General features: G+C 66.4%; 24 protein-coding genes and 2 tRNA genes. 23 read left to right on the top strand and 3 right to left on the bottom strand.

Annotation, left to right across the window (positions count from 1 at the left end; all coding sequences use genetic code 11):
* Both P0Y33_RS16330 and P0Y33_RS16325 read left to right on the top strand, forming a co-directional pair.
* A complete protein-coding gene (locus tag P0Y33_RS16330) occupies window positions 1-495 on the top strand; it encodes a hypothetical protein (protein WP_279528447.1) in 495 nt (164 codons plus the stop codon).
* 10 nt (window positions 496-505) lie between these two features.
* A complete protein-coding gene (locus P0Y33_RS16325; protein WP_279528446.1) occupies window positions 506-1,180 on the top strand; it encodes an HAD family hydrolase in 675 nt (224 codons plus the stop codon).
* A gap of 3 nt (window positions 1,181-1,183) precedes the next feature.
* Here P0Y33_RS16325 and P0Y33_RS16320 read toward each other — a convergent pair whose 3' ends face one another.
* Window positions 1,184-1,906, bottom strand: a complete 723-nt coding sequence (locus P0Y33_RS16320; protein WP_279528445.1) for a fumarylacetoacetate hydrolase family protein — start codon at window positions 1,904-1,906, stop codon at window positions 1,184-1,186.
* 106 nt (window positions 1,907-2,012) lie between these two features.
* On the opposite strand from P0Y33_RS16320, the gene P0Y33_RS16315 reads away from it, so the two are divergent.
* The 3 genes from P0Y33_RS16315 to P0Y33_RS16305 are packed head-to-tail and all read left to right on the top strand — an operon-like array spanning window position 2,013 to window position 4,262.
* A complete protein-coding gene (locus tag P0Y33_RS16315; protein ID WP_279528444.1) occupies window positions 2,013-2,834 on the top strand; it encodes a rhodanese-like domain-containing protein in 822 nt (273 codons plus the stop codon).
* Between the two features lie 54 nt (window positions 2,835-2,888).
* The gene (locus tag P0Y33_RS16310; protein WP_279528443.1) at window positions 2,889-3,287 is read left to right on the top strand and encodes an adenine nucleotide alpha hydrolase family protein; all 399 of its coding nucleotides are present in this window, start codon (window positions 2,889-2,891) and stop codon (window positions 3,285-3,287) included.
* Between the two features lie 54 nt (window positions 3,288-3,341).
* On the top strand, window positions 3,342-4,262 hold the full coding sequence (locus P0Y33_RS16305; RefSeq protein ID WP_279528442.1) for a sodium:calcium antiporter: 921 nt from the start codon (window positions 3,342-3,344) through the stop codon (window positions 4,260-4,262).
* Between the two features lie 291 nt (window positions 4,263-4,553).
* Here the strand turns inward: P0Y33_RS16305 and P0Y33_RS16300 are convergent.
* Together P0Y33_RS16300 and P0Y33_RS16295 are read right to left on the bottom strand one after the other, a co-directional pair.
* Window positions 4,554-4,624, bottom strand: a tRNA-Gly gene (locus P0Y33_RS16300).
* Between the two features lie 3 nt (window positions 4,625-4,627).
* Window positions 4,628-4,698 (bottom strand) — tRNA-Gly (locus P0Y33_RS16295).
* Window positions 4,699-5,005: 307 nt separating this feature from the next.
* Here P0Y33_RS16295 and P0Y33_RS16290 point away from each other — a divergent pair.
* From P0Y33_RS16290 to P0Y33_RS16205, 18 genes are read left to right on the top strand one after another with little or no spacing between them, the layout of a single operon-like run.
* Complete coding sequence (locus P0Y33_RS16290) at window positions 5,006-5,848, top strand: RNA methyltransferase (protein WP_279528441.1); 843 nt, start codon at window positions 5,006-5,008, stop codon at window positions 5,846-5,848.
* Window positions 5,849-5,854: 6 nt separating this feature from the next.
* Complete coding sequence (locus P0Y33_RS16285) at window positions 5,855-6,865, top strand: 50S ribosomal protein L3 (RefSeq protein ID WP_279528440.1); 1,011 nt, start codon at window positions 5,855-5,857, stop codon at window positions 6,863-6,865.
* Between the two features lie 3 nt (window positions 6,866-6,868).
* On the top strand, window positions 6,869-7,621 hold the full coding sequence (gene rpl4p, locus P0Y33_RS16280; protein ID WP_279528439.1) for a 50S ribosomal protein L4: 753 nt from the start codon (window positions 6,869-6,871) through the stop codon (window positions 7,619-7,621).
* Entirely contained in the window at window positions 7,618-7,878 is a 261-nt protein-coding gene (locus P0Y33_RS16275) for a 50S ribosomal protein L23 (RefSeq protein WP_279528438.1), read from the top strand. The genes rpl4p and P0Y33_RS16275 overlap by 4 nt, the downstream gene beginning before the upstream one ends.
* Before the next feature lie 2 nt (window positions 7,879-7,880).
* The gene (locus P0Y33_RS16270; RefSeq protein WP_279528437.1) at window positions 7,881-8,606 is read left to right on the top strand and encodes a 50S ribosomal protein L2; all 726 of its coding nucleotides are present in this window, start codon (window positions 7,881-7,883) and stop codon (window positions 8,604-8,606) included.
* Window positions 8,607-8,609: 3 nt separating this feature from the next.
* On the top strand, window positions 8,610-9,032 hold the full coding sequence (locus tag P0Y33_RS16265) for a 30S ribosomal protein S19 (protein WP_279528436.1): 423 nt from the start codon (window positions 8,610-8,612) through the stop codon (window positions 9,030-9,032).
* 3 nt (window positions 9,033-9,035) lie between these two features.
* Complete coding sequence (locus P0Y33_RS16260; protein ID WP_279528435.1) at window positions 9,036-9,503, top strand: 50S ribosomal protein L22; 468 nt, start codon at window positions 9,036-9,038, stop codon at window positions 9,501-9,503.
* A gap of 3 nt (window positions 9,504-9,506) precedes the next feature.
* A complete protein-coding gene (locus tag P0Y33_RS16255) occupies window positions 9,507-10,505 on the top strand; it encodes a 30S ribosomal protein S3 (RefSeq protein ID WP_279528434.1) in 999 nt (332 codons plus the stop codon).
* Window positions 10,506-10,508: 3 nt separating this feature from the next.
* Window positions 10,509-10,739 carry a 50S ribosomal protein L29 gene (rpmC, locus tag P0Y33_RS16250; RefSeq protein WP_279528433.1) on the top strand — a complete coding sequence of 77 codons (231 nt, stop codon included), beginning with the start codon at window positions 10,509-10,511 and terminating at the stop codon, window positions 10,737-10,739.
* A 4-nt stretch (window positions 10,740-10,743) separates the two neighbouring features.
* Window positions 10,744-11,157 (top strand): ribonuclease P protein component 1, encoded by a 414-nt coding sequence (locus tag P0Y33_RS16245; protein ID WP_279528432.1) that lies wholly within the window; start codon window positions 10,744-10,746, stop codon window positions 11,155-11,157.
* Window positions 11,148-11,474: a 30S ribosomal protein S17 gene (locus P0Y33_RS16240; protein ID WP_279528431.1), complete on the top strand. Its 327-nt coding sequence runs from the start codon at window positions 11,148-11,150 to the stop codon at window positions 11,472-11,474. The genes P0Y33_RS16245 and P0Y33_RS16240 overlap by 10 nt, the downstream gene beginning before the upstream one ends.
* Window positions 11,474-11,872 (top strand): 50S ribosomal protein L14, encoded by a 399-nt coding sequence (locus P0Y33_RS16235; protein ID WP_279528430.1) that lies wholly within the window; start codon window positions 11,474-11,476, stop codon window positions 11,870-11,872. The genes P0Y33_RS16240 and P0Y33_RS16235 overlap by 1 nt, the downstream gene beginning before the upstream one ends.
* 4 nt (window positions 11,873-11,876) lie before the next feature.
* On the top strand, window positions 11,877-12,233 hold the full coding sequence (gene rplX, locus P0Y33_RS16230; protein WP_279528429.1) for a 50S ribosomal protein L24: 357 nt from the start codon (window positions 11,877-11,879) through the stop codon (window positions 12,231-12,233).
* A complete protein-coding gene (locus P0Y33_RS16225; RefSeq protein ID WP_279528428.1) occupies window positions 12,230-12,943 on the top strand; it encodes a 30S ribosomal protein S4e in 714 nt (237 codons plus the stop codon). The genes rplX and P0Y33_RS16225 overlap by 4 nt, the downstream gene beginning before the upstream one ends.
* Complete coding sequence (locus P0Y33_RS16220) at window positions 12,940-13,464, top strand: 50S ribosomal protein L5 (RefSeq protein WP_279528427.1); 525 nt, start codon at window positions 12,940-12,942, stop codon at window positions 13,462-13,464. Before P0Y33_RS16225 ends, P0Y33_RS16220 begins: the two co-directional genes overlap by 4 nt.
* On the top strand, window positions 13,461-13,625 hold the full coding sequence (locus P0Y33_RS16215; RefSeq protein WP_279528426.1) for a 30S ribosomal protein S14: 165 nt from the start codon (window positions 13,461-13,463) through the stop codon (window positions 13,623-13,625). Before P0Y33_RS16220 ends, P0Y33_RS16215 begins: the two co-directional genes overlap by 4 nt.
* A 2-nt stretch (window positions 13,626-13,627) precedes the next feature.
* Complete coding sequence (locus tag P0Y33_RS16210; protein ID WP_279528425.1) at window positions 13,628-14,020, top strand: 30S ribosomal protein S8; 393 nt, start codon at window positions 13,628-13,630, stop codon at window positions 14,018-14,020.
* Between the two features lie 2 nt (window positions 14,021-14,022).
* Window positions 14,023-14,559 (top strand): 50S ribosomal protein L6, encoded by a 537-nt coding sequence (locus P0Y33_RS16205; protein WP_279528424.1) that lies wholly within the window; start codon window positions 14,023-14,025, stop codon window positions 14,557-14,559.
* Window position 14,560 lies beyond the last annotated feature (1 nt).

Raw genomic sequence — 14,560 nt, 5'->3', positions numbered from 1 at the left:
ATGCGCCACAAGCCCGTCCCGGAACCGCCCGCGAGCCTCGACGCCGTCGAGACCGTCCGCGCGGCGCTCCCGCGGACACCACGACCGGAGTCGGACTGCTGTGCCCGCGTCGTCGACCGGACGGACGTCGCCGACCGCGACGACGCCGCGACGTGGCTGACCTTCCTCCGGGCGCTCGGACTCGCGAACGAGGTCGACGGGAAGTTCGTCCGTACCGACGCTGCGGTGGCCCCCGGACCGCTCGCCGACGCGTTCGAGGCGAACGTCTACGCCGCCCGCGAGGTGCTCGACGCCCTCGCCGACGCAGACCGCCCGCTCGACGCCGACGCGGTGTTCGAACGTGTCGAGTCGGTCGTCCCGCGCTGGGAGCGCGAGCGGAACCCGGACTGGGAGGCGACTTGGCGCGAGCGCGTCGCGCGACTGCTCGGGTGGGCGTCGCTGCTCGGACTCGTCGAGCGCCGGGAGACCGGATACGTTTTGCCCGACGAACGCTGAGAGACTGGCGATGGACGCCGTCCTCTTCGACCTGGACGACACGCTCGTCACCTACGAACGCGGCCCCGGCGAGGTGCTCGACGCGGCGTTCGCCGACGTCGGCGTGGACCCGCTGTTCTCCGTCGACGCGTACTTCGAGCGGTACGCCGAGTTCGTCGAGGAGAGCGACGGCATCGACGACCTCCGCTCGCGCTGTTTCGCCGCCATCGCCGCCGACGAGGGCCACGACCCCGACCTCGGCCGGGCGGTAGCCGACGCCTTCGCCGCCGAGCGCGACCACTCGCGAGTCCGCCTGTGTCCGGGCGCCGACGAAGCGCTCGACGCCCTCGCGGCGGACCACCGGCTCGGACTCGTGACCAACGGCGACGCCGGGATGCAGGCACAGAAGTTGGTGGGTGCCGGTCTCGAAGACCGCTTCGAGACGGTCGTCTATGCGGGCGACGAGACGGCCGCCAAGCCCGAACGCGAACCGTTCGAGCGGGCGCTGGCCGACCTCGGCGTCGGCGCCGACCGGGCGGTCCACGTCGGGAACTCCGCGTCGTCCGACGTCGCGGGTGCGCACGCGGCGGGACTCGCCTCCGTGTGGGTGCCCGACTCGGCGGACGCGACACCGCCCGAGCAAGCGGCGACGTGGACCCTCGACTCGCTGCACGGACTCGTCGACCCCGCGCCGCCGTGGCGCTGAGCCTCAGTCTTCGGGTTCGGTGACCGTGTTTCGGAGGGTCCCGACGCCCTCGTAGGTGATCTCGATCTCGTCGCCGGGTTCGATCTCGCCGGGGTTGGCTGGACTACCGAACGCGACGACGTCGCCCGGCAGGAAGGTGAAGCGCTCGGAGAGGAAGGAGACGATCTCCCGTGGCTCGAACAGCATCAACTCGGTGTTGGAGTTCTGCCGTTCCTCGCCGTTGATCTCGGTGCGCATGTCGATACCAGTGGGGTCGAGGTCCGTCTCGACCCACGGGCCGAGCGGGCCGGAGCCGTCGAAAGCTTTCCTGGCGGTTCGGCCGGGTTGGTCGAGGGCGTCGACGTCGTTCATGATGGTGTAGCCGCGAATCACGTCGTCGACCTCGTCCTCGGCGACGTTCTTGCACTTCTCGTCGATGACGACGGCGAGTTCGCCGGCGTAGGTAACCTCCTCGGAGAACGTCGGGTACTGGATCGGCTCGTTCGGGCCGATGACCGACACCGGGGGCTTGATGAAGAAGTCCGGTTCCTCGGGACGCTCGTAGTCCATCTGGTCGAGCGTCGCCGCGTAGTTGCGCCCCACACAGTACATCGCGGAGGGGCGACAGGGAGCGAGGAGTTCCGCGTCCTCGCCGACCTCGTAGGTCTCGTCCTCGGTTTCGAGTGTGCCGTCGTCGTACTGGCCGGAGACGATACCGTCCGGCGTCTGTGCGCGTGCGAGTCGCATATCTACGCGGATTCGGCCCGGCTACATGAAGACTCGGCCCCCGGAGAGTCTTCCGGGGGACCCGGGCGGCGACACGCCTACGAGGGAGTGGTCCCTCTCTTCGACCATGCAACGACGCGAGTTCCTCGCGACGACGACCGCAGTCTCTCTCGCTGGCGTCGCCGGGTGTTCCGGGTTCGGCGGAAGCGGCAGTGGCGGCAGCGGCGGCACGCCCGACTACCAGACGAACGGCGACTACCCCGCGGACCAGAACCCCGACGACGGCCGACCACCGAAGGGGATGGGCGGGACGCCGACGAAGCGGTCGGTCGACGAGTCGCGTTTCGAGTCGCTCGACGTCGAGGGGCAGACGGTGACGCTCGTCCCACTCGACGTCGCCCACTACTGGTACGCCCGTCGGGAGGCGCGCTTCGCCGACGCGCGCGGTCAGACGCAGTTCGAGGCCTCGCACGTCTACGGTGCGGTCAACAGCCCCGCCGGCGAGCAGTCGGGTTCCGACCCGGTCCTCGACTGGCCGAAGGGCGACCGAGTGATCTGCTACTGTGGCTGTCCACACCACCTCTCCTCGTTGCGTGCGGCCGCCCTCCAAGAGCGCGGCTACGAGAACGTCTACGTCATCGACGAGGGGTTCTGGGCGTGGCACCGGCAGGGCTACCCGATGCGTGGGACGCACCTCGACCGCACGCCCGCGGGCTACCAAATCGAGGGACAGGTCCCCTCGAAGTACGCCGGCGAGTACGCGTGGGCCGAGGAACCCGAGACGGACCAGCAGGAGGCCGCCCCCATCCGTTCGGACGGGAGCTACCACCTCCACCTGAAGTTCTCCGGACTGACCCCCGCGACGCCCATCGTCCTCCGGACGCCCGCCTACACGCTCCGGGCGCCGCTCCGCGAGTTCACCGCCGGCGTCGTCTCGGGCGGGGACTGAGAGAGCGGCGACACGCGAGAAGACTCATTTACGTGGCCCTCCACCGTCCGGTCGATGACCGTCATCGCGAGCGTCGACTACCCACTCACGGAACGTGACGTCGAGGTCGTCGAGCGGGCGCTCCACGTCGCCGCCGAGCGCTCGGACGCCGACGTGACCGTCCTCCACGTCGACACCGGCGGCGGACGGACCACGGAGTCGGACGTCCGCGAGGACATTGGGTTCTCCTTCCCCGAGTTCCGCGGCGAAGTCGTCGTCCGAACGGCGTCCGACGTGCCCGGTACCATCGAAGAAACTGCCCAGGCCCGCGACGCCGAGGTCGTCGTCATCGGCGAGCCGAGCTACGCCGAGAAACTCGAATCCGCGGTCCTCGGCTCACCGAATTCGGTCGCGGAGACCGTCTCCGAGGACGGTTCCGACGAGGACGTCACCTTCGAGGTCACGCTCGTCTGAACGGCCCGGCTAAAGCCTTTATCCGCGACCCGTCCCGACCCTCCACATCCGAAGATGAATCCGGTCGTCGAACTCCTCCTCGTCCTCGTCGGTGTGTCGACGCTCGTCTACGGCGCCGACCGCGCCGTCGAGGGTGCCGGTGCCCTCGCCGACTTCTACGGCGTCTCGACGTTCTTCGTCGGCGTCACCGTCGTCGCGGTCGGGAGTTCGCTCCCGGAGATCGTCACCTCGATGTACGCCGCCGTCTACGACACCGGTGCACTCCTCGTCGGCCACATCGTCGGCTCCGCGACCTCGCAGATCACCCTCGGACTCGGCGTCGTCGGTCTCGTCTCCACTATCGCCGTCCCCCGCGAGAAGATCCGCGCCTACGGAGCGGGGATGGTCGCCGCGATGGCGGTCATGCTCGGCGTCGTCTACACCGGCGGGACGATTACCCACGTCGAGGGTGCGGTGATGGTCGCCCTCTACGTCCTCTTCCTCTACGCGCTCTTCGAGCACGAAGACTACCAGGACCACCTCTCCGAGCGCCCCGAACACACGCGAAGGCGAGCGCTCGCCTTGCTCGCCGTCGGCATCGGTGCCGTCGTCGTCGGGGGCCACCTCCTCGTCACCTACGGTCAGTCCTTCGCGTTGAGCGTCGGCATCCCGGAGTACCTCGTCGGCGTCGTCACCGGACTCGGGACGACGTTCCCCGAGATCGTCGTCGCCGTCACCGCCGTCCGGAACGACCGCGGCGGGATCGCCGTCGGGACGCTCCTCGGCAGCAACATCACGGACCCGCTGTTCTCGCTGGGCGTCGGCGCGGCGCTCGGCGAGGTCCACGTCGCCGAATCCGCGACGGTCCTCCCCGGCATCGCCTACATGCTCGTCGTCTCCGCAGCCATCACCGTCGCGTTCGCCTCCCGCGAGGAGATCGACCGTACGCTCGCGATTCCGTGTCTGGTGCTCTACCTACCGACGTTCCTCGTGTGAGGAACAGTCGAAGCCGTACGACGGTTCGACTGTCGAACGGCGTCGAGTAGAAACTGGAGAAGTCGGGATACGACGCACGGTGGACGAAAGGAGGAGATACCGCACACGCAGGAGACACAGACGTCTCTGGTGGGTTCGTGTTCGGGAGAAGTGCGTCGGCTGGGAGTTCCGTGAACGGAGTGAGTGGAACGCCGACGGAGCCATCGGCTCCGTCGGAATTCGAACCACGGTCGAAGCAGGCTGCTCCCCGATTCGAGTCCACCGCACTCACCTCACCGCGTTCGAGAAAGATGCGTCGGCTGGGATTTGAACCCAGGTTGTGACCATGGCAAGGTCACGTGATACCACTACACTACCGACGCGCATGCGCTGGCTGGGATTTGAACCCAGGTTGTGACCATGGCAAGGTCACGTGATACCACTACACTACCAGCGCCCGTCTCTACACTACACTCTAAGCCGAGGGGCAGGAATAAGACTTCCGAATCGCCGTGCCGTACGACACTCCGCCGCACGTCGGGGGCGACGCCGTCGCCCGAAATTCCTCCTCGCGTACGCGCGAGTACAACACGATATGTCGTATCGGCGTCGTGAGCGAAATCCGCGTGAAAGACCCTCACACCGAAACCGCCAGGAACGGCCGTGAGACGGCGTCTCAGCCCCCGCGAGGAAACGTCACCCTTTTAGGTCCGCCCTCGGTATACTCGGTACAGTCTCGTGACGAGACGTGGACGCGAAACGGCATGACACGCAGCGTACTCGTGCCGTCGTCCCTCGTTCGGGAGGCCGAGGACAAACGCGAGGCAACTCGCAAACTCGGTTACGTCGCCCGCGCGGCGACGGTCTTCCGGATGGACCGACTCACCGTCTTCGACGACGAAGACGGCGAGCGGAAGTGGGGCGGCGGGTTCGTCGACGCAGTCTTGCGGTACGCCGCGACGCCGCCGTACCTCCGAAAGGAGGCTTTCGGCACGCGCGACGAACTGGAGTACGCCGGCATCCTGCCGCCGCTCCGCCTCTCGTCATGGACCGGCTCAGACTCGAGCGGGTCTGGGTCGTTACGAGAAGGGATAGTGACCAAGGTCGGATCTGACGGGCGCGTTCGGGTCAATTGCGGTCTGCAACACCCAATCTCCCTCCACACACCTCCGGACATGGAGGTCGAGGAGGGGGAGCGCGTTACCATCAGGGTCTCTTCGCGACGACCGGTCCGTGCGAAACTCGTGGACACGAGCCCACTCGGTTTCCGAGTGGAACGCACGGCCATCGGGGACGCCCTCACTCGCCCCGACGCGGGCTACCGCGTCGCCACGTCCAGGCACGGGACGCCGATTTCGGCGTCGACCCTGCCAGACCACGTGGCCCACGGGCGAGACGGGCTGACCGTCGCCTTCGGGGCACCGGGTCGAGGATTACCCGAAATCCTCGACATCGACCCCGCGACGGTCGGCGAGGACGGCCCCGGCACCGACGCACCCACACGATTCGACTGCTGGCTCAACACCCTCCCGAACCAGGGCAGCGAGGTGGTGCGAACTGAAGAAGCGATGTTCGCGTCCCTCAATTGCCTCACGCTCACGGAGTGAAAAACGATGCCACAGCCAAACAGACCACGCAAAGGGTCGCTGGGGTTCGGTCCCCGCAAGCGCGCGACCAGCGAGGTGCCTCGGTTCAACAGCTGGCCCGAGGACGACGGACAGCCCGCACTACAGGGCTTCGCCGGCTACAAGGCCGGTATGTCTCACGTCGTGATGGTGAACGACGAACCCAACACCCCCACCGAGGGGATGGAGGAGACCGTTCCCGTCACCATCGTCGAGACGCCGCCGATGCGCGCGGCCGCCGTGCGTGTCTACGAGGACACGCCGTACGGCCAGAAGCCGATCACCGAGGTGTGGGGCGAGGACCTCTCCGAGGAACTCGACCGCACCCTCGACGTTCCCAGCGAACCTGGTAGCAACCGAGACGAACTGGAAGAGGCGCTCGAAAACGGTGACGTCGCGGACGTCCGTGTCATCACGCACACGTCCCCCGGCGACATCAAGAGCGTCCCGAAAACCAAACCCGACGTCATGGAGACGCGGGTCGGCGGCGGCTCCGTCCAGGACCGCGCCGACTTCGCCCTCGACCTCCTCGACGACGGCGGTGTCCACGAGTTCGGCGACGTCTTCCGCGCCGGCGAGTTCGCGGACGTCGCTGGCGTCACCAAGGGGAAGGGTACCCAAGGTCCCGTCAAGCGATGGGGCGTCCAGAAGCGTAAGGGCAAGCACAAGCGCCAGGGATGGCGCCGTCGCATCGGTAACCTCGGCCCGTGGAACCCGAGCCGCGTTCGCTCGACCGTTCCCCAGCAGGGTCAGATGGGGTACCACCAGCGCACGGAACTCAACAAGCGTATCCTCGACTTCGGTGAAGAGGAGAACGTCAATCCCGACGGCGGCTTCGTCAACTACGGCGAAGTCTCCGGGCCCTACACTCTCGTGAAGGGCTCGCTGCCCGGCCCGGACCAGCGCCTCCTGCGCTTCCGCCCGGCAGTCCGCCCGAGCGAATCGCCGCGCCTCGATCCCGAGGTGCGCTACGTCAGCACCACTTCCAACCAAGGATAAACCATGCAGGCAACCGTACGCAGCCTCGACGGCGAGGAAGCCGGCACGCTCGATCTCCCCGACGTCTTCGGGGAGCAGGTCCGCACGGACCTCATCAAGCGAGCCGTCCTCGCCGCGCAGGCCAACCGAAAACAGGACTACGGCGCCGACGAGTACGCGGGGCTCCGCACGTCCGCCGAGTCGTTCGGCTCCGGCCGCGGGATGGCCCACGTTCCTCGCAGCGAGGGACAGGGCGCCCGCGTCCCTCAGACGGTCGGTGGCCGGAAGGCTCACCCGCCGAAAGCCGAGAAGGACCACTCGCTGAACGTCAACGACAAGGAGCGCAAGGCCGCCATCCGGAGCGCCGTCGCCGCGACGGCCGACGCGGAACTGGTCGCCGAGCGCGGTCACCGCTTCGACGAGGACCTCGACCTCCCGCTGGTCGTCTCCGACGACTTCGCGGACCTCGTGAAGACCCAGGAGGTCGTCGACCTCCTCGAAGCGCTCGGCGTCTACGAGGACGTCGAACGCGCCGACGAGAACCGCAAGGTTCGCGCCGGCCAGGGGAAGCTCCGCGGTCGCAAGTACCGCGAGCCGAAGTCGATCCTCTTCGTCACGTCCGGCGAGACCGGCCCGTCCCGGGCCGCCCGCAACCTCGCGGGCGCCGACGTCGCGACCGCCCGAGAGGTCAACGCAGAGGACCTCGCACCCGGCGCGGACGCGGGTCGACTTACCATCTGGACCGAGAGTGCCGTCGAGGAGGTGGCTGACCGATGAGCGCCTTCGACGTCATCGACTACCCCCTCGTCACCGAGAAGGCGATGAACGACATGGACTTCGAGAACAAGCTCCAGTTCATCGTCTCCCTCGACGCCACGAAGCCCGAGATCGCCGAGGCCGTCTCCGAGCAGTACGACGTCACCGTCGACGACGTCAACACGCAGGTCACGGCCAAGGGCAAGAAGAAGGCCGTCGTCGCCCTCTCCGAGGAAGACGACGCCCAGGACGTCGCCTCCCGCATCGGGGTATTCTAACAATGGGACGCAGAATCCAAGGTCAACGACGCGGTCGCGGGACCTCCACGTTCCGTGCACCGTCGCACCGATACAAGGCCGAACTGTCGCACAAGGACTCCGAGGGCGAACAGGACGTGCTCGCCGGCGAGGTCGTCGACATCGAACACGACCCCGCCCGCAGCGCGCCCGTCGCGAACGTCGAGTTCGAGGACGGTGACAAGCGTCTCGTCCTCGCGCCGGAAGGCGTCGGTGTGGGCGACCGCATCGAAGTCGGCGTCTCCGCCTCCATCGAGCCGGGGAACACGCTCCCACTGGGAGAGATCCCCGAGGGCGTCCCCGTCTCCAACGTCGAGAGCAGCCCCGGCGACGGCGGTAAGTTCGCTCGATCCTCGGGTGTGAGCGCGGACCTCATCACCCACGAGCGCGACGCCGCGGTCGTCCAACTGCCGAGCGGCGAGATGAAGCGGCTCTCGCCCGACTGCCGCGCCACCATCGGCGTGGTCGCGGGCGGTGGCCGTACCGAGAAGCCGTTCGTCAAGGCCGGCAACAAGCACCACAAGATGAAGACTCGCGGGACGAAGTGGCCCCGCGTCCGTGGTGTCGCGATGAACGCCGTCGACCACCCCTTCGGTGGCGGTGGCCGCCAGCACCCCGGCAAGCCCAAGTCCGTCTCGAAGAACGCGCCGCCGGGCCGCAAGGTTGGGGACATCGGTTCCCGCCGCACCGGCCGCGGAGGCAACAAGTAAACCATGAGCACGGAATACCGTACCGGCCGCGAAGGTGAGTTCACCTACCGCGGCTACGACCTCGACGAACTGCAGGAGATGAGCCTGGAGGAAGTCGCGGAACTGCTCCCCGCACGCCAGCGGCGAACCATCACCCGTGGTCTCTCCGACGAGCACCAGAAAGTGCTCGAGAAGGCCCGCAACCGGACCGCCGAGGAGACGGCCAACAACCCCATCCGGACGCACCTGCGCGACATGCCGGTGCTCCCGGAGTTTGTTGGTCTCACCTTCGCGGTCTACGACGGCAACGAGTTCGGACGCGTCGAGGTCGAACCCGAGATGATCGGGCACTACCTCGGCGAGTTCCAGCTCACGCGGACGTCGGTCGAGCACGGGCAGGCGGGTATCGGCGCGACCCGTTCCTCGAAGTTCGTGCCGCTCAAGTAAACCATGGGAATCAGTTACAGCGTCGACGTCGACCCGGAGGTGAACGCCACCGCGATGCTCCGGGAGCGCGCGATCAGCCTGAAGCACAGCAAGGCCATCTCGAAGGCCATCAAGGGCAAGACCGTCGCCGAAGCCCAGGAGTTCCTCGACGCGGTCATCGACGAGGAACAGTCCGTCCCGTTCAAGCAGCACAACTCCGGTGTCGGCCACAAGGGCGACATCGACGGATGGGACGCGGGTCGTTACCCCGAGAAGGCCAGCAAGGCCTTCCAGGACCTGCTCCGCAACGGCACCAACAACGCGGACCAGCAGGGCTTCGACGGCGAGTCGATGGTCATCAAGCACGTCGCACCCCACAAGGTCGGCGAGGTCCAGGGACGCAAGCCCCGCGCGATGGGTCGCGCGTCAGCCTGGAACACGCCGGAAGTGGACGTCGAACTCGTCCTCGAAGAACCTGAGGAGGAGGAATAACGTATGGCAGACGAACAAGAATTCATCGAAGACGGCCTGCAGCGGTCACAGATCGACGAGTTCTTCGCAGAGGAACTCAGCCGCGCGGGCTACGGCGGAATGGAAGTCGCCCACACGCCGATGGGAACCCAGATCGTCCTCAAGGCCGAGAAGCCCGGGATGGTCATCGGCAAGGGCGGGAAGAACATCCGGAAGATCACCACCCAGCTCGAGGAGCGATTCGACCTCGACGACCCGCAGATCGACGTGCAGGAGGTCGACGAACCCGACCTCAACGCACAGATCGTCGCGGACCGTCTGGCGAACGCCCTCGAACGTGGCTGGTACTTCCGCAAGGCGGGTCACACCACCATCGACCGCATCATGGAGTCCGGCGCACTCGGCGCCGAGATCGTCCTGAGCGGGAAGGTGACCGGTGCCCGCTCCCGCGTCGAGAAGTTCAACCGCGGCTACATCAAGCACAACGGTGAGCCGGCGGAGGAGATCGTCGACGACGGCCAGGGTGTCGCAGTCATGAAGCTCGGCACCATCGGTGTCCGCGTCAAGATCATCCCGCCGGGAGCCGAGCTCCCCGACGACTTCGAGGTCTCCGAAGTGGAGGCCTCCGAGGTCGAGGACCTCATCGTCGAGGAAGAGGAGGCCGAGGAAGAACTCGAAGGTCTCCTCGAAGGCGCCGAGGCCGGCGGTCCCGAGGGCGAGGTGCCCGAGGAAGCCGCCGAGACCGAGGCCGCCGACGACGTCGCGGAACTCGAAATCGACGAGGAAGAGCCCGAGGGCGGTGCCCGCCCCGAGCGCCACGAGGAGAAGGGTGCGTCGCCCACTTCCCCGCCCGACTCGGAGGAGGCCGTCGAGGAGGAACTCGACGACCTCGCCGCCGAAGTCGAGGAGGAGGCCGAGGACGTCGAGCCCGACGACTTCGACGACCTCGAGGCCGACGCCGAAGAGGAAGCCGACGAACTCCTCGAAGAGATGGAAACCGAAGAAGAGGAAACGGAGGAGTAATCCATGGCGATTCTCCACACCGAAGAAATCCGAGACATGACTCCCGCCGAGCGGGAGAACGAACTCGAAGAACTCGAGACCGAGCTCCTCAACGCCAAGGCCGTCAAGGCCGCCGGTGGCGCGCCGGAGAACCCCGGCCGCATCAAGGAGCTCCGTCGCACCATCGCGCGGATCAAGACGATCCAGCACGAAGAGGGCGACCTCGAGTCCGAAGAAGCGGAGACCGAAGAGTAACCCAATGGCGCTGACGCCCGAAACCCTACCACGACACGAACTCGCCGGCCTGCACGTGCGGGTCGTCGAGTCGACCGACCCCTCGAAGGTCGGCATCGAGGGGACCGTCGTCGAGGAGACGATGCGAACCCTCCTCGTGGCAACCGAGGCGACCGACGAGGCCGCCGTTCGAGCGAGCGGGGCGACCCGCGAGCAGGGTGACGGCGTCAAGCGCGTACCGAAAGGAGGAACAACCTTCGAGTTCCTCCTTACAGATGAAACCGCGGCCGACCGCAAGGAGGCCGGGACCACGTCCGAACGCGCCGACTCGGCTGGGTCGACGCGAGAGGACGTGGCCTACGTTACGGTGGATGGCGGAACGTTGCTCTCACGGCCCGCATTGCGAACCGAAAACGGAGCTGAACACAGATGGCAATAGGACTGAACGTACCGGAGCCGGAAGGCAACTGCTCCGACGATGACTGTCCCTTCCACGGACACCTGTCCGTGCGCGGGCAGATCATCGAAGGAGAGGTTGCCTCTACGGCCATGGAAAAGACCGTCGTCGTCGAACGCGAGTACGACGTTTTCGTCCCGAAGTACGACCGCTACATGAAGCGTCGTTCTCGGGTCCCGGCACACGCGCCGGAATGTCTCGACATCGCGGAAGGCGACACGGTCCGTATCGCAGAAACCCGACCGCTCTCGAAGACCAAATCGCACGTGGTCGTCGAGATCTCTGGAGGTGAAGAATAATGGAAGCTATCAAGGCAGACGTGACGCAGGGCCTCGAGAAGGGCTCGCTCATCACCTGTGCCGACAACACCGGCGCTCGCCAGCTCAAGATCACGAGCGTCAAGGGCTACCAGGGCACCATCAACCGCCACCCGAAGGCGGGGCTCGGTGACACCGTCACCGTCTCGGTGACGAAAGGTACGCCGGAGATGCGCCGCCAGGTTCTGGAGGCCGTCGTCATCCGGCAGCGCAAGCCCATTCGGCGTCCCGACGGGACGCGGGTGAAGTTCGAGGACAACGCCGCGGTCATCATCGACGACCTCGGCGAGCCTCGTGGGACCGAGATCAAGGGTCCCATCGCCCGCGAAGTCGCGGAGCGCTACGGTAGCATCGCCAGCACGGCAACACAGATCGTATAGAACGATGACCGAGCAACCAAGCAAACAACGCAAGCAGTCCGCGCGCGCACCGCTTCACGAGAAGCACAAGCAGGTGCACGCCCACCTCTCCGAGGACCTCCGCGAGGAGTACGACACGCGACGCGTCCGTGTGAACGTCGGCGACACCGTCGAGGTCATGCGTGGCGACTTCGCCGGAGAGGAAGGCGAGGTCGAGAACGTCGACCTCACGAAGGCGGTCGTGCACGTCGAGGGAGTCACCAACGAGCGAGCCGACGGCGAAGAAGTGCCCCGCGCACTCGACGCCTCGAACCTCCGTGTGACGGACCTCGACCTCGAAGACGACGTGCGCGAAGCGCGACTCGAAGGTGAGAACGAATGACGAAACACCAGAAGCGACTCTCCGTCCCGAAGTCGTGGCCGGTCGAGCGGAAGACCGAGACCTTCACCGTCAAGGCCGACGCCGGCCCGCACGGTGAGGCCGGTGTCCCGCTCGTGGTCGTCCTCCGTGACGTCCTCGGCTACGTCGACAGCGCCCGGGAGGCGAAGTACGCCGTCAACCACGACGGCGTCCTCGTCAACGGCGACGTTCCCTCGAGCATCGACCGTCCGATCGGCATGTTCGACATCCTCGCCTTCCCGGACCGGAACGACTACTTCCGCGTCTTCCCCGACGAGGGGGGCCGTCTCGGCCTCACCTCCATCGACGAGGACGCGGCCGACTCGAAACTCGGTAAGATCACGGACAAGCGGCTCGTCTCCGGCGGGCAGGTCCAACTGAACCTCCACGACGGGACCAACCTCGTCGTCGAGGACGGCGAGGACTACTCCGGGAGCGACTCCGTCGTGGTCGACAACGAGACCAAAGAGGTCGTCGCCCACTTCGTCTACGAAGAGGGCGCCCTCGTCACCGCCGTCGCCGGCCAGCACGCCGGCGAGGTCGGTGAGGTCGAGTCTATCGAAGTCATGCCCGGTAGTTCAGACAACACCGTCACCGTCGAGACCGAGGACGGCTCCTTCGAGACCATCGAGGAGTACGTCGTCGTCATCGACGAGAAGTTCATCGGTAGCGAGGAGGGTGACGAAGAATGAGCGAGGCTGAAGCCGACTTCCACGAGATGCGCGAACCGCGCGTCGAGAAGGTCGTCGTCCACATGGGCGTCGGCCAGGGTGGTCGCGAGCTCCAGAACGCCGAAGAGATCCTCGAGGAGGTCACCGCCCAGCAGTCCGTCCGGACGACGGCCAAGGAGACCACCCCCGAGTTCGGCATCCGCGAGGGTGACCCCATCGGCGCGAAGGTCACGCTCCGCGGCGACGACGCGCTCGACTTCCTCGACCGCGCCCTCGAGAGCGTCTCGCTGTCGCGTCGTCAGTTCGACGACACCGGCAACGTCTCCTTCGGTATCGAGGAACACACGGACTTCCCGAGCCAGGAGTACGACCCGAGCATCGGAATCTACGGGATGGACGTCACCGTCAACCTCGTCCGCCCCGGCTACCGTATCGCCAAGCGCGACAAGCAGACCCGACAGATTCCGTCGAACCACCGACTCACGCCCGAGGACGCCATCGCGTACCTCGAGGCCAACTTCGACGTAGAGGTCGACGCATGAGCGAAGCAGAAGAACAACAAGAGCACCAGGAGACGGGTCAGACCCACGAGTGCCGACGCTGTGGCCGCAATCAGGGCCTCGTCGGCAAGTACGACATCTGGCTCTGTCGACAGTGCTTCCGCGAGATCGCCCGTTCGATGGGCTTCAAGAAGTACAGCTAACTATGGTCGGAAAAGACCCACTCGCCGACGCCCTCTCGGGACTCGACAACGCCGAGAGCGTCGGCCATCTGGAGTACACAGTAGAGCCCGCCTCGAACACCATCGGGTCCATCCTGGAGGTGTTCTACGACCGCGGCTACATCGACGGCTTCGAGTTCGTCGACGACGGCCGCGGCGGAAAGTTCGAGGTCGAACTGAAAGGTGCCATCAACGAGTGCGGCCCCGTGAAGCCCCGCTACTCCGTTGGTGCCGACGGGTACGAACAGTGGGAGAAGCGATACCTCCCCGCCCGTGACTACGGGACGCTCGTCGTCACGACTAGCCACGGCATCATGAGCCACTACGAGGCCCGCGAAGCGGGCATCGGTGGCCAGGTTATCGCCTACGTCTACTAACAATGACACGCATCGAACTCGAAATCCCGGAGGACGTCAGCGTGGAGGCCGACCGCCTCGATCTGACCGTCGAAGGCCCGAACGGCAGCGTCACGCGCCGTCTCTGGTACCCCGACGTGTCCGTCGACGTCGAAGACGACACCGTCGTCATCGAGGCCGAAGCCGAGGACGCGAAGACGAACGCGACCGTTGGTACCTTCGAGAGCCACGTGGAGAACATGTTCCACGGGGTCACCGAAGGGTGGGAGTACGAGATGGAAGTCCACTACTCTCACTTCCCAATGCAGGTCAGCGTCGAAGGCGAGGAAGTCGTCATCGAGAACTTCCTCGGCGAGAAAGCGCCGCGTCGCGCGTCCATCCGCGGCGACACCGAGGTACAGGTCGACGGCGAGGCAGTCATCCTCTCCGGCCCGTCCATCGAGGACGTCGGCCAGACCGCCGCCGACATCGAACAACTGACGCGCGTCAAGGACAAGGACACCCGTGTCTTCCAGGACGGCGTCTACATCGTCGAGAAACCCGAGAAGGGAGGTGCCTGAT

Source organism: Halospeciosus flavus (genome assembly GCF_029814175.1).
GTDB classification, from domain to species: domain Archaea; phylum Halobacteriota; class Halobacteria; order Halobacteriales; family Halobacteriaceae; genus Halospeciosus; species Halospeciosus flavus.
This window is presented reverse-complemented; position numbering and strand designations above follow the sequence as displayed.

Coding starts and splice junctions, on each gene's coding strand:
- P0Y33_RS16330 (WP_279528447.1), top strand. CDS start 1: ATGCGCCACAAGCCCGTCCCGGAACCGCCCGCGAGCCTCGACGCCGTC.
- P0Y33_RS16325 (WP_279528446.1), top strand. CDS start 506: ATGGACGCCGTCCTCTTCGACCTGGACGACACGCTCGTCACCTACGAA.
- P0Y33_RS16320 (WP_279528445.1), bottom strand. CDS start 1,906: ATGCGACTCGCACGCGCACAGACGCCGGACGGTATCGTCTCCGGCCAG.
- P0Y33_RS16315 (WP_279528444.1), top strand. CDS start 2,013: ATGCAACGACGCGAGTTCCTCGCGACGACGACCGCAGTCTCTCTCGCT.
- P0Y33_RS16310 (WP_279528443.1), top strand. CDS start 2,889: ATGACCGTCATCGCGAGCGTCGACTACCCACTCACGGAACGTGACGTC.
- P0Y33_RS16305 (WP_279528442.1), top strand. CDS start 3,342: ATGAATCCGGTCGTCGAACTCCTCCTCGTCCTCGTCGGTGTGTCGACG.
- P0Y33_RS16290 (WP_279528441.1), top strand. CDS start 5,006: ATGACACGCAGCGTACTCGTGCCGTCGTCCCTCGTTCGGGAGGCCGAG.
- P0Y33_RS16285 (WP_279528440.1), top strand. CDS start 5,855: ATGCCACAGCCAAACAGACCACGCAAAGGGTCGCTGGGGTTCGGTCCC.
- rpl4p (WP_279528439.1), top strand. CDS start 6,869: ATGCAGGCAACCGTACGCAGCCTCGACGGCGAGGAAGCCGGCACGCTC.
- P0Y33_RS16275 (WP_279528438.1), top strand. CDS start 7,618: ATGAGCGCCTTCGACGTCATCGACTACCCCCTCGTCACCGAGAAGGCG.
- P0Y33_RS16270 (WP_279528437.1), top strand. CDS start 7,881: ATGGGACGCAGAATCCAAGGTCAACGACGCGGTCGCGGGACCTCCACG.
- P0Y33_RS16265 (WP_279528436.1), top strand. CDS start 8,610: ATGAGCACGGAATACCGTACCGGCCGCGAAGGTGAGTTCACCTACCGC.
- P0Y33_RS16260 (WP_279528435.1), top strand. CDS start 9,036: ATGGGAATCAGTTACAGCGTCGACGTCGACCCGGAGGTGAACGCCACC.
- P0Y33_RS16255 (WP_279528434.1), top strand. CDS start 9,507: ATGGCAGACGAACAAGAATTCATCGAAGACGGCCTGCAGCGGTCACAG.
- rpmC (WP_279528433.1), top strand. CDS start 10,509: ATGGCGATTCTCCACACCGAAGAAATCCGAGACATGACTCCCGCCGAG.
- P0Y33_RS16245 (WP_279528432.1), top strand. CDS start 10,744: ATGGCGCTGACGCCCGAAACCCTACCACGACACGAACTCGCCGGCCTG.
- P0Y33_RS16240 (WP_279528431.1), top strand. CDS start 11,148: ATGGCAATAGGACTGAACGTACCGGAGCCGGAAGGCAACTGCTCCGAC.
- P0Y33_RS16235 (WP_279528430.1), top strand. CDS start 11,474: ATGGAAGCTATCAAGGCAGACGTGACGCAGGGCCTCGAGAAGGGCTCG.
- rplX (WP_279528429.1), top strand. CDS start 11,877: ATGACCGAGCAACCAAGCAAACAACGCAAGCAGTCCGCGCGCGCACCG.
- P0Y33_RS16225 (WP_279528428.1), top strand. CDS start 12,230: ATGACGAAACACCAGAAGCGACTCTCCGTCCCGAAGTCGTGGCCGGTC.
- P0Y33_RS16220 (WP_279528427.1), top strand. CDS start 12,940: ATGAGCGAGGCTGAAGCCGACTTCCACGAGATGCGCGAACCGCGCGTC.
- P0Y33_RS16215 (WP_279528426.1), top strand. CDS start 13,461: ATGAGCGAAGCAGAAGAACAACAAGAGCACCAGGAGACGGGTCAGACC.
- P0Y33_RS16210 (WP_279528425.1), top strand. CDS start 13,628: ATGGTCGGAAAAGACCCACTCGCCGACGCCCTCTCGGGACTCGACAAC.
- P0Y33_RS16205 (WP_279528424.1), top strand. CDS start 14,023: ATGACACGCATCGAACTCGAAATCCCGGAGGACGTCAGCGTGGAGGCC.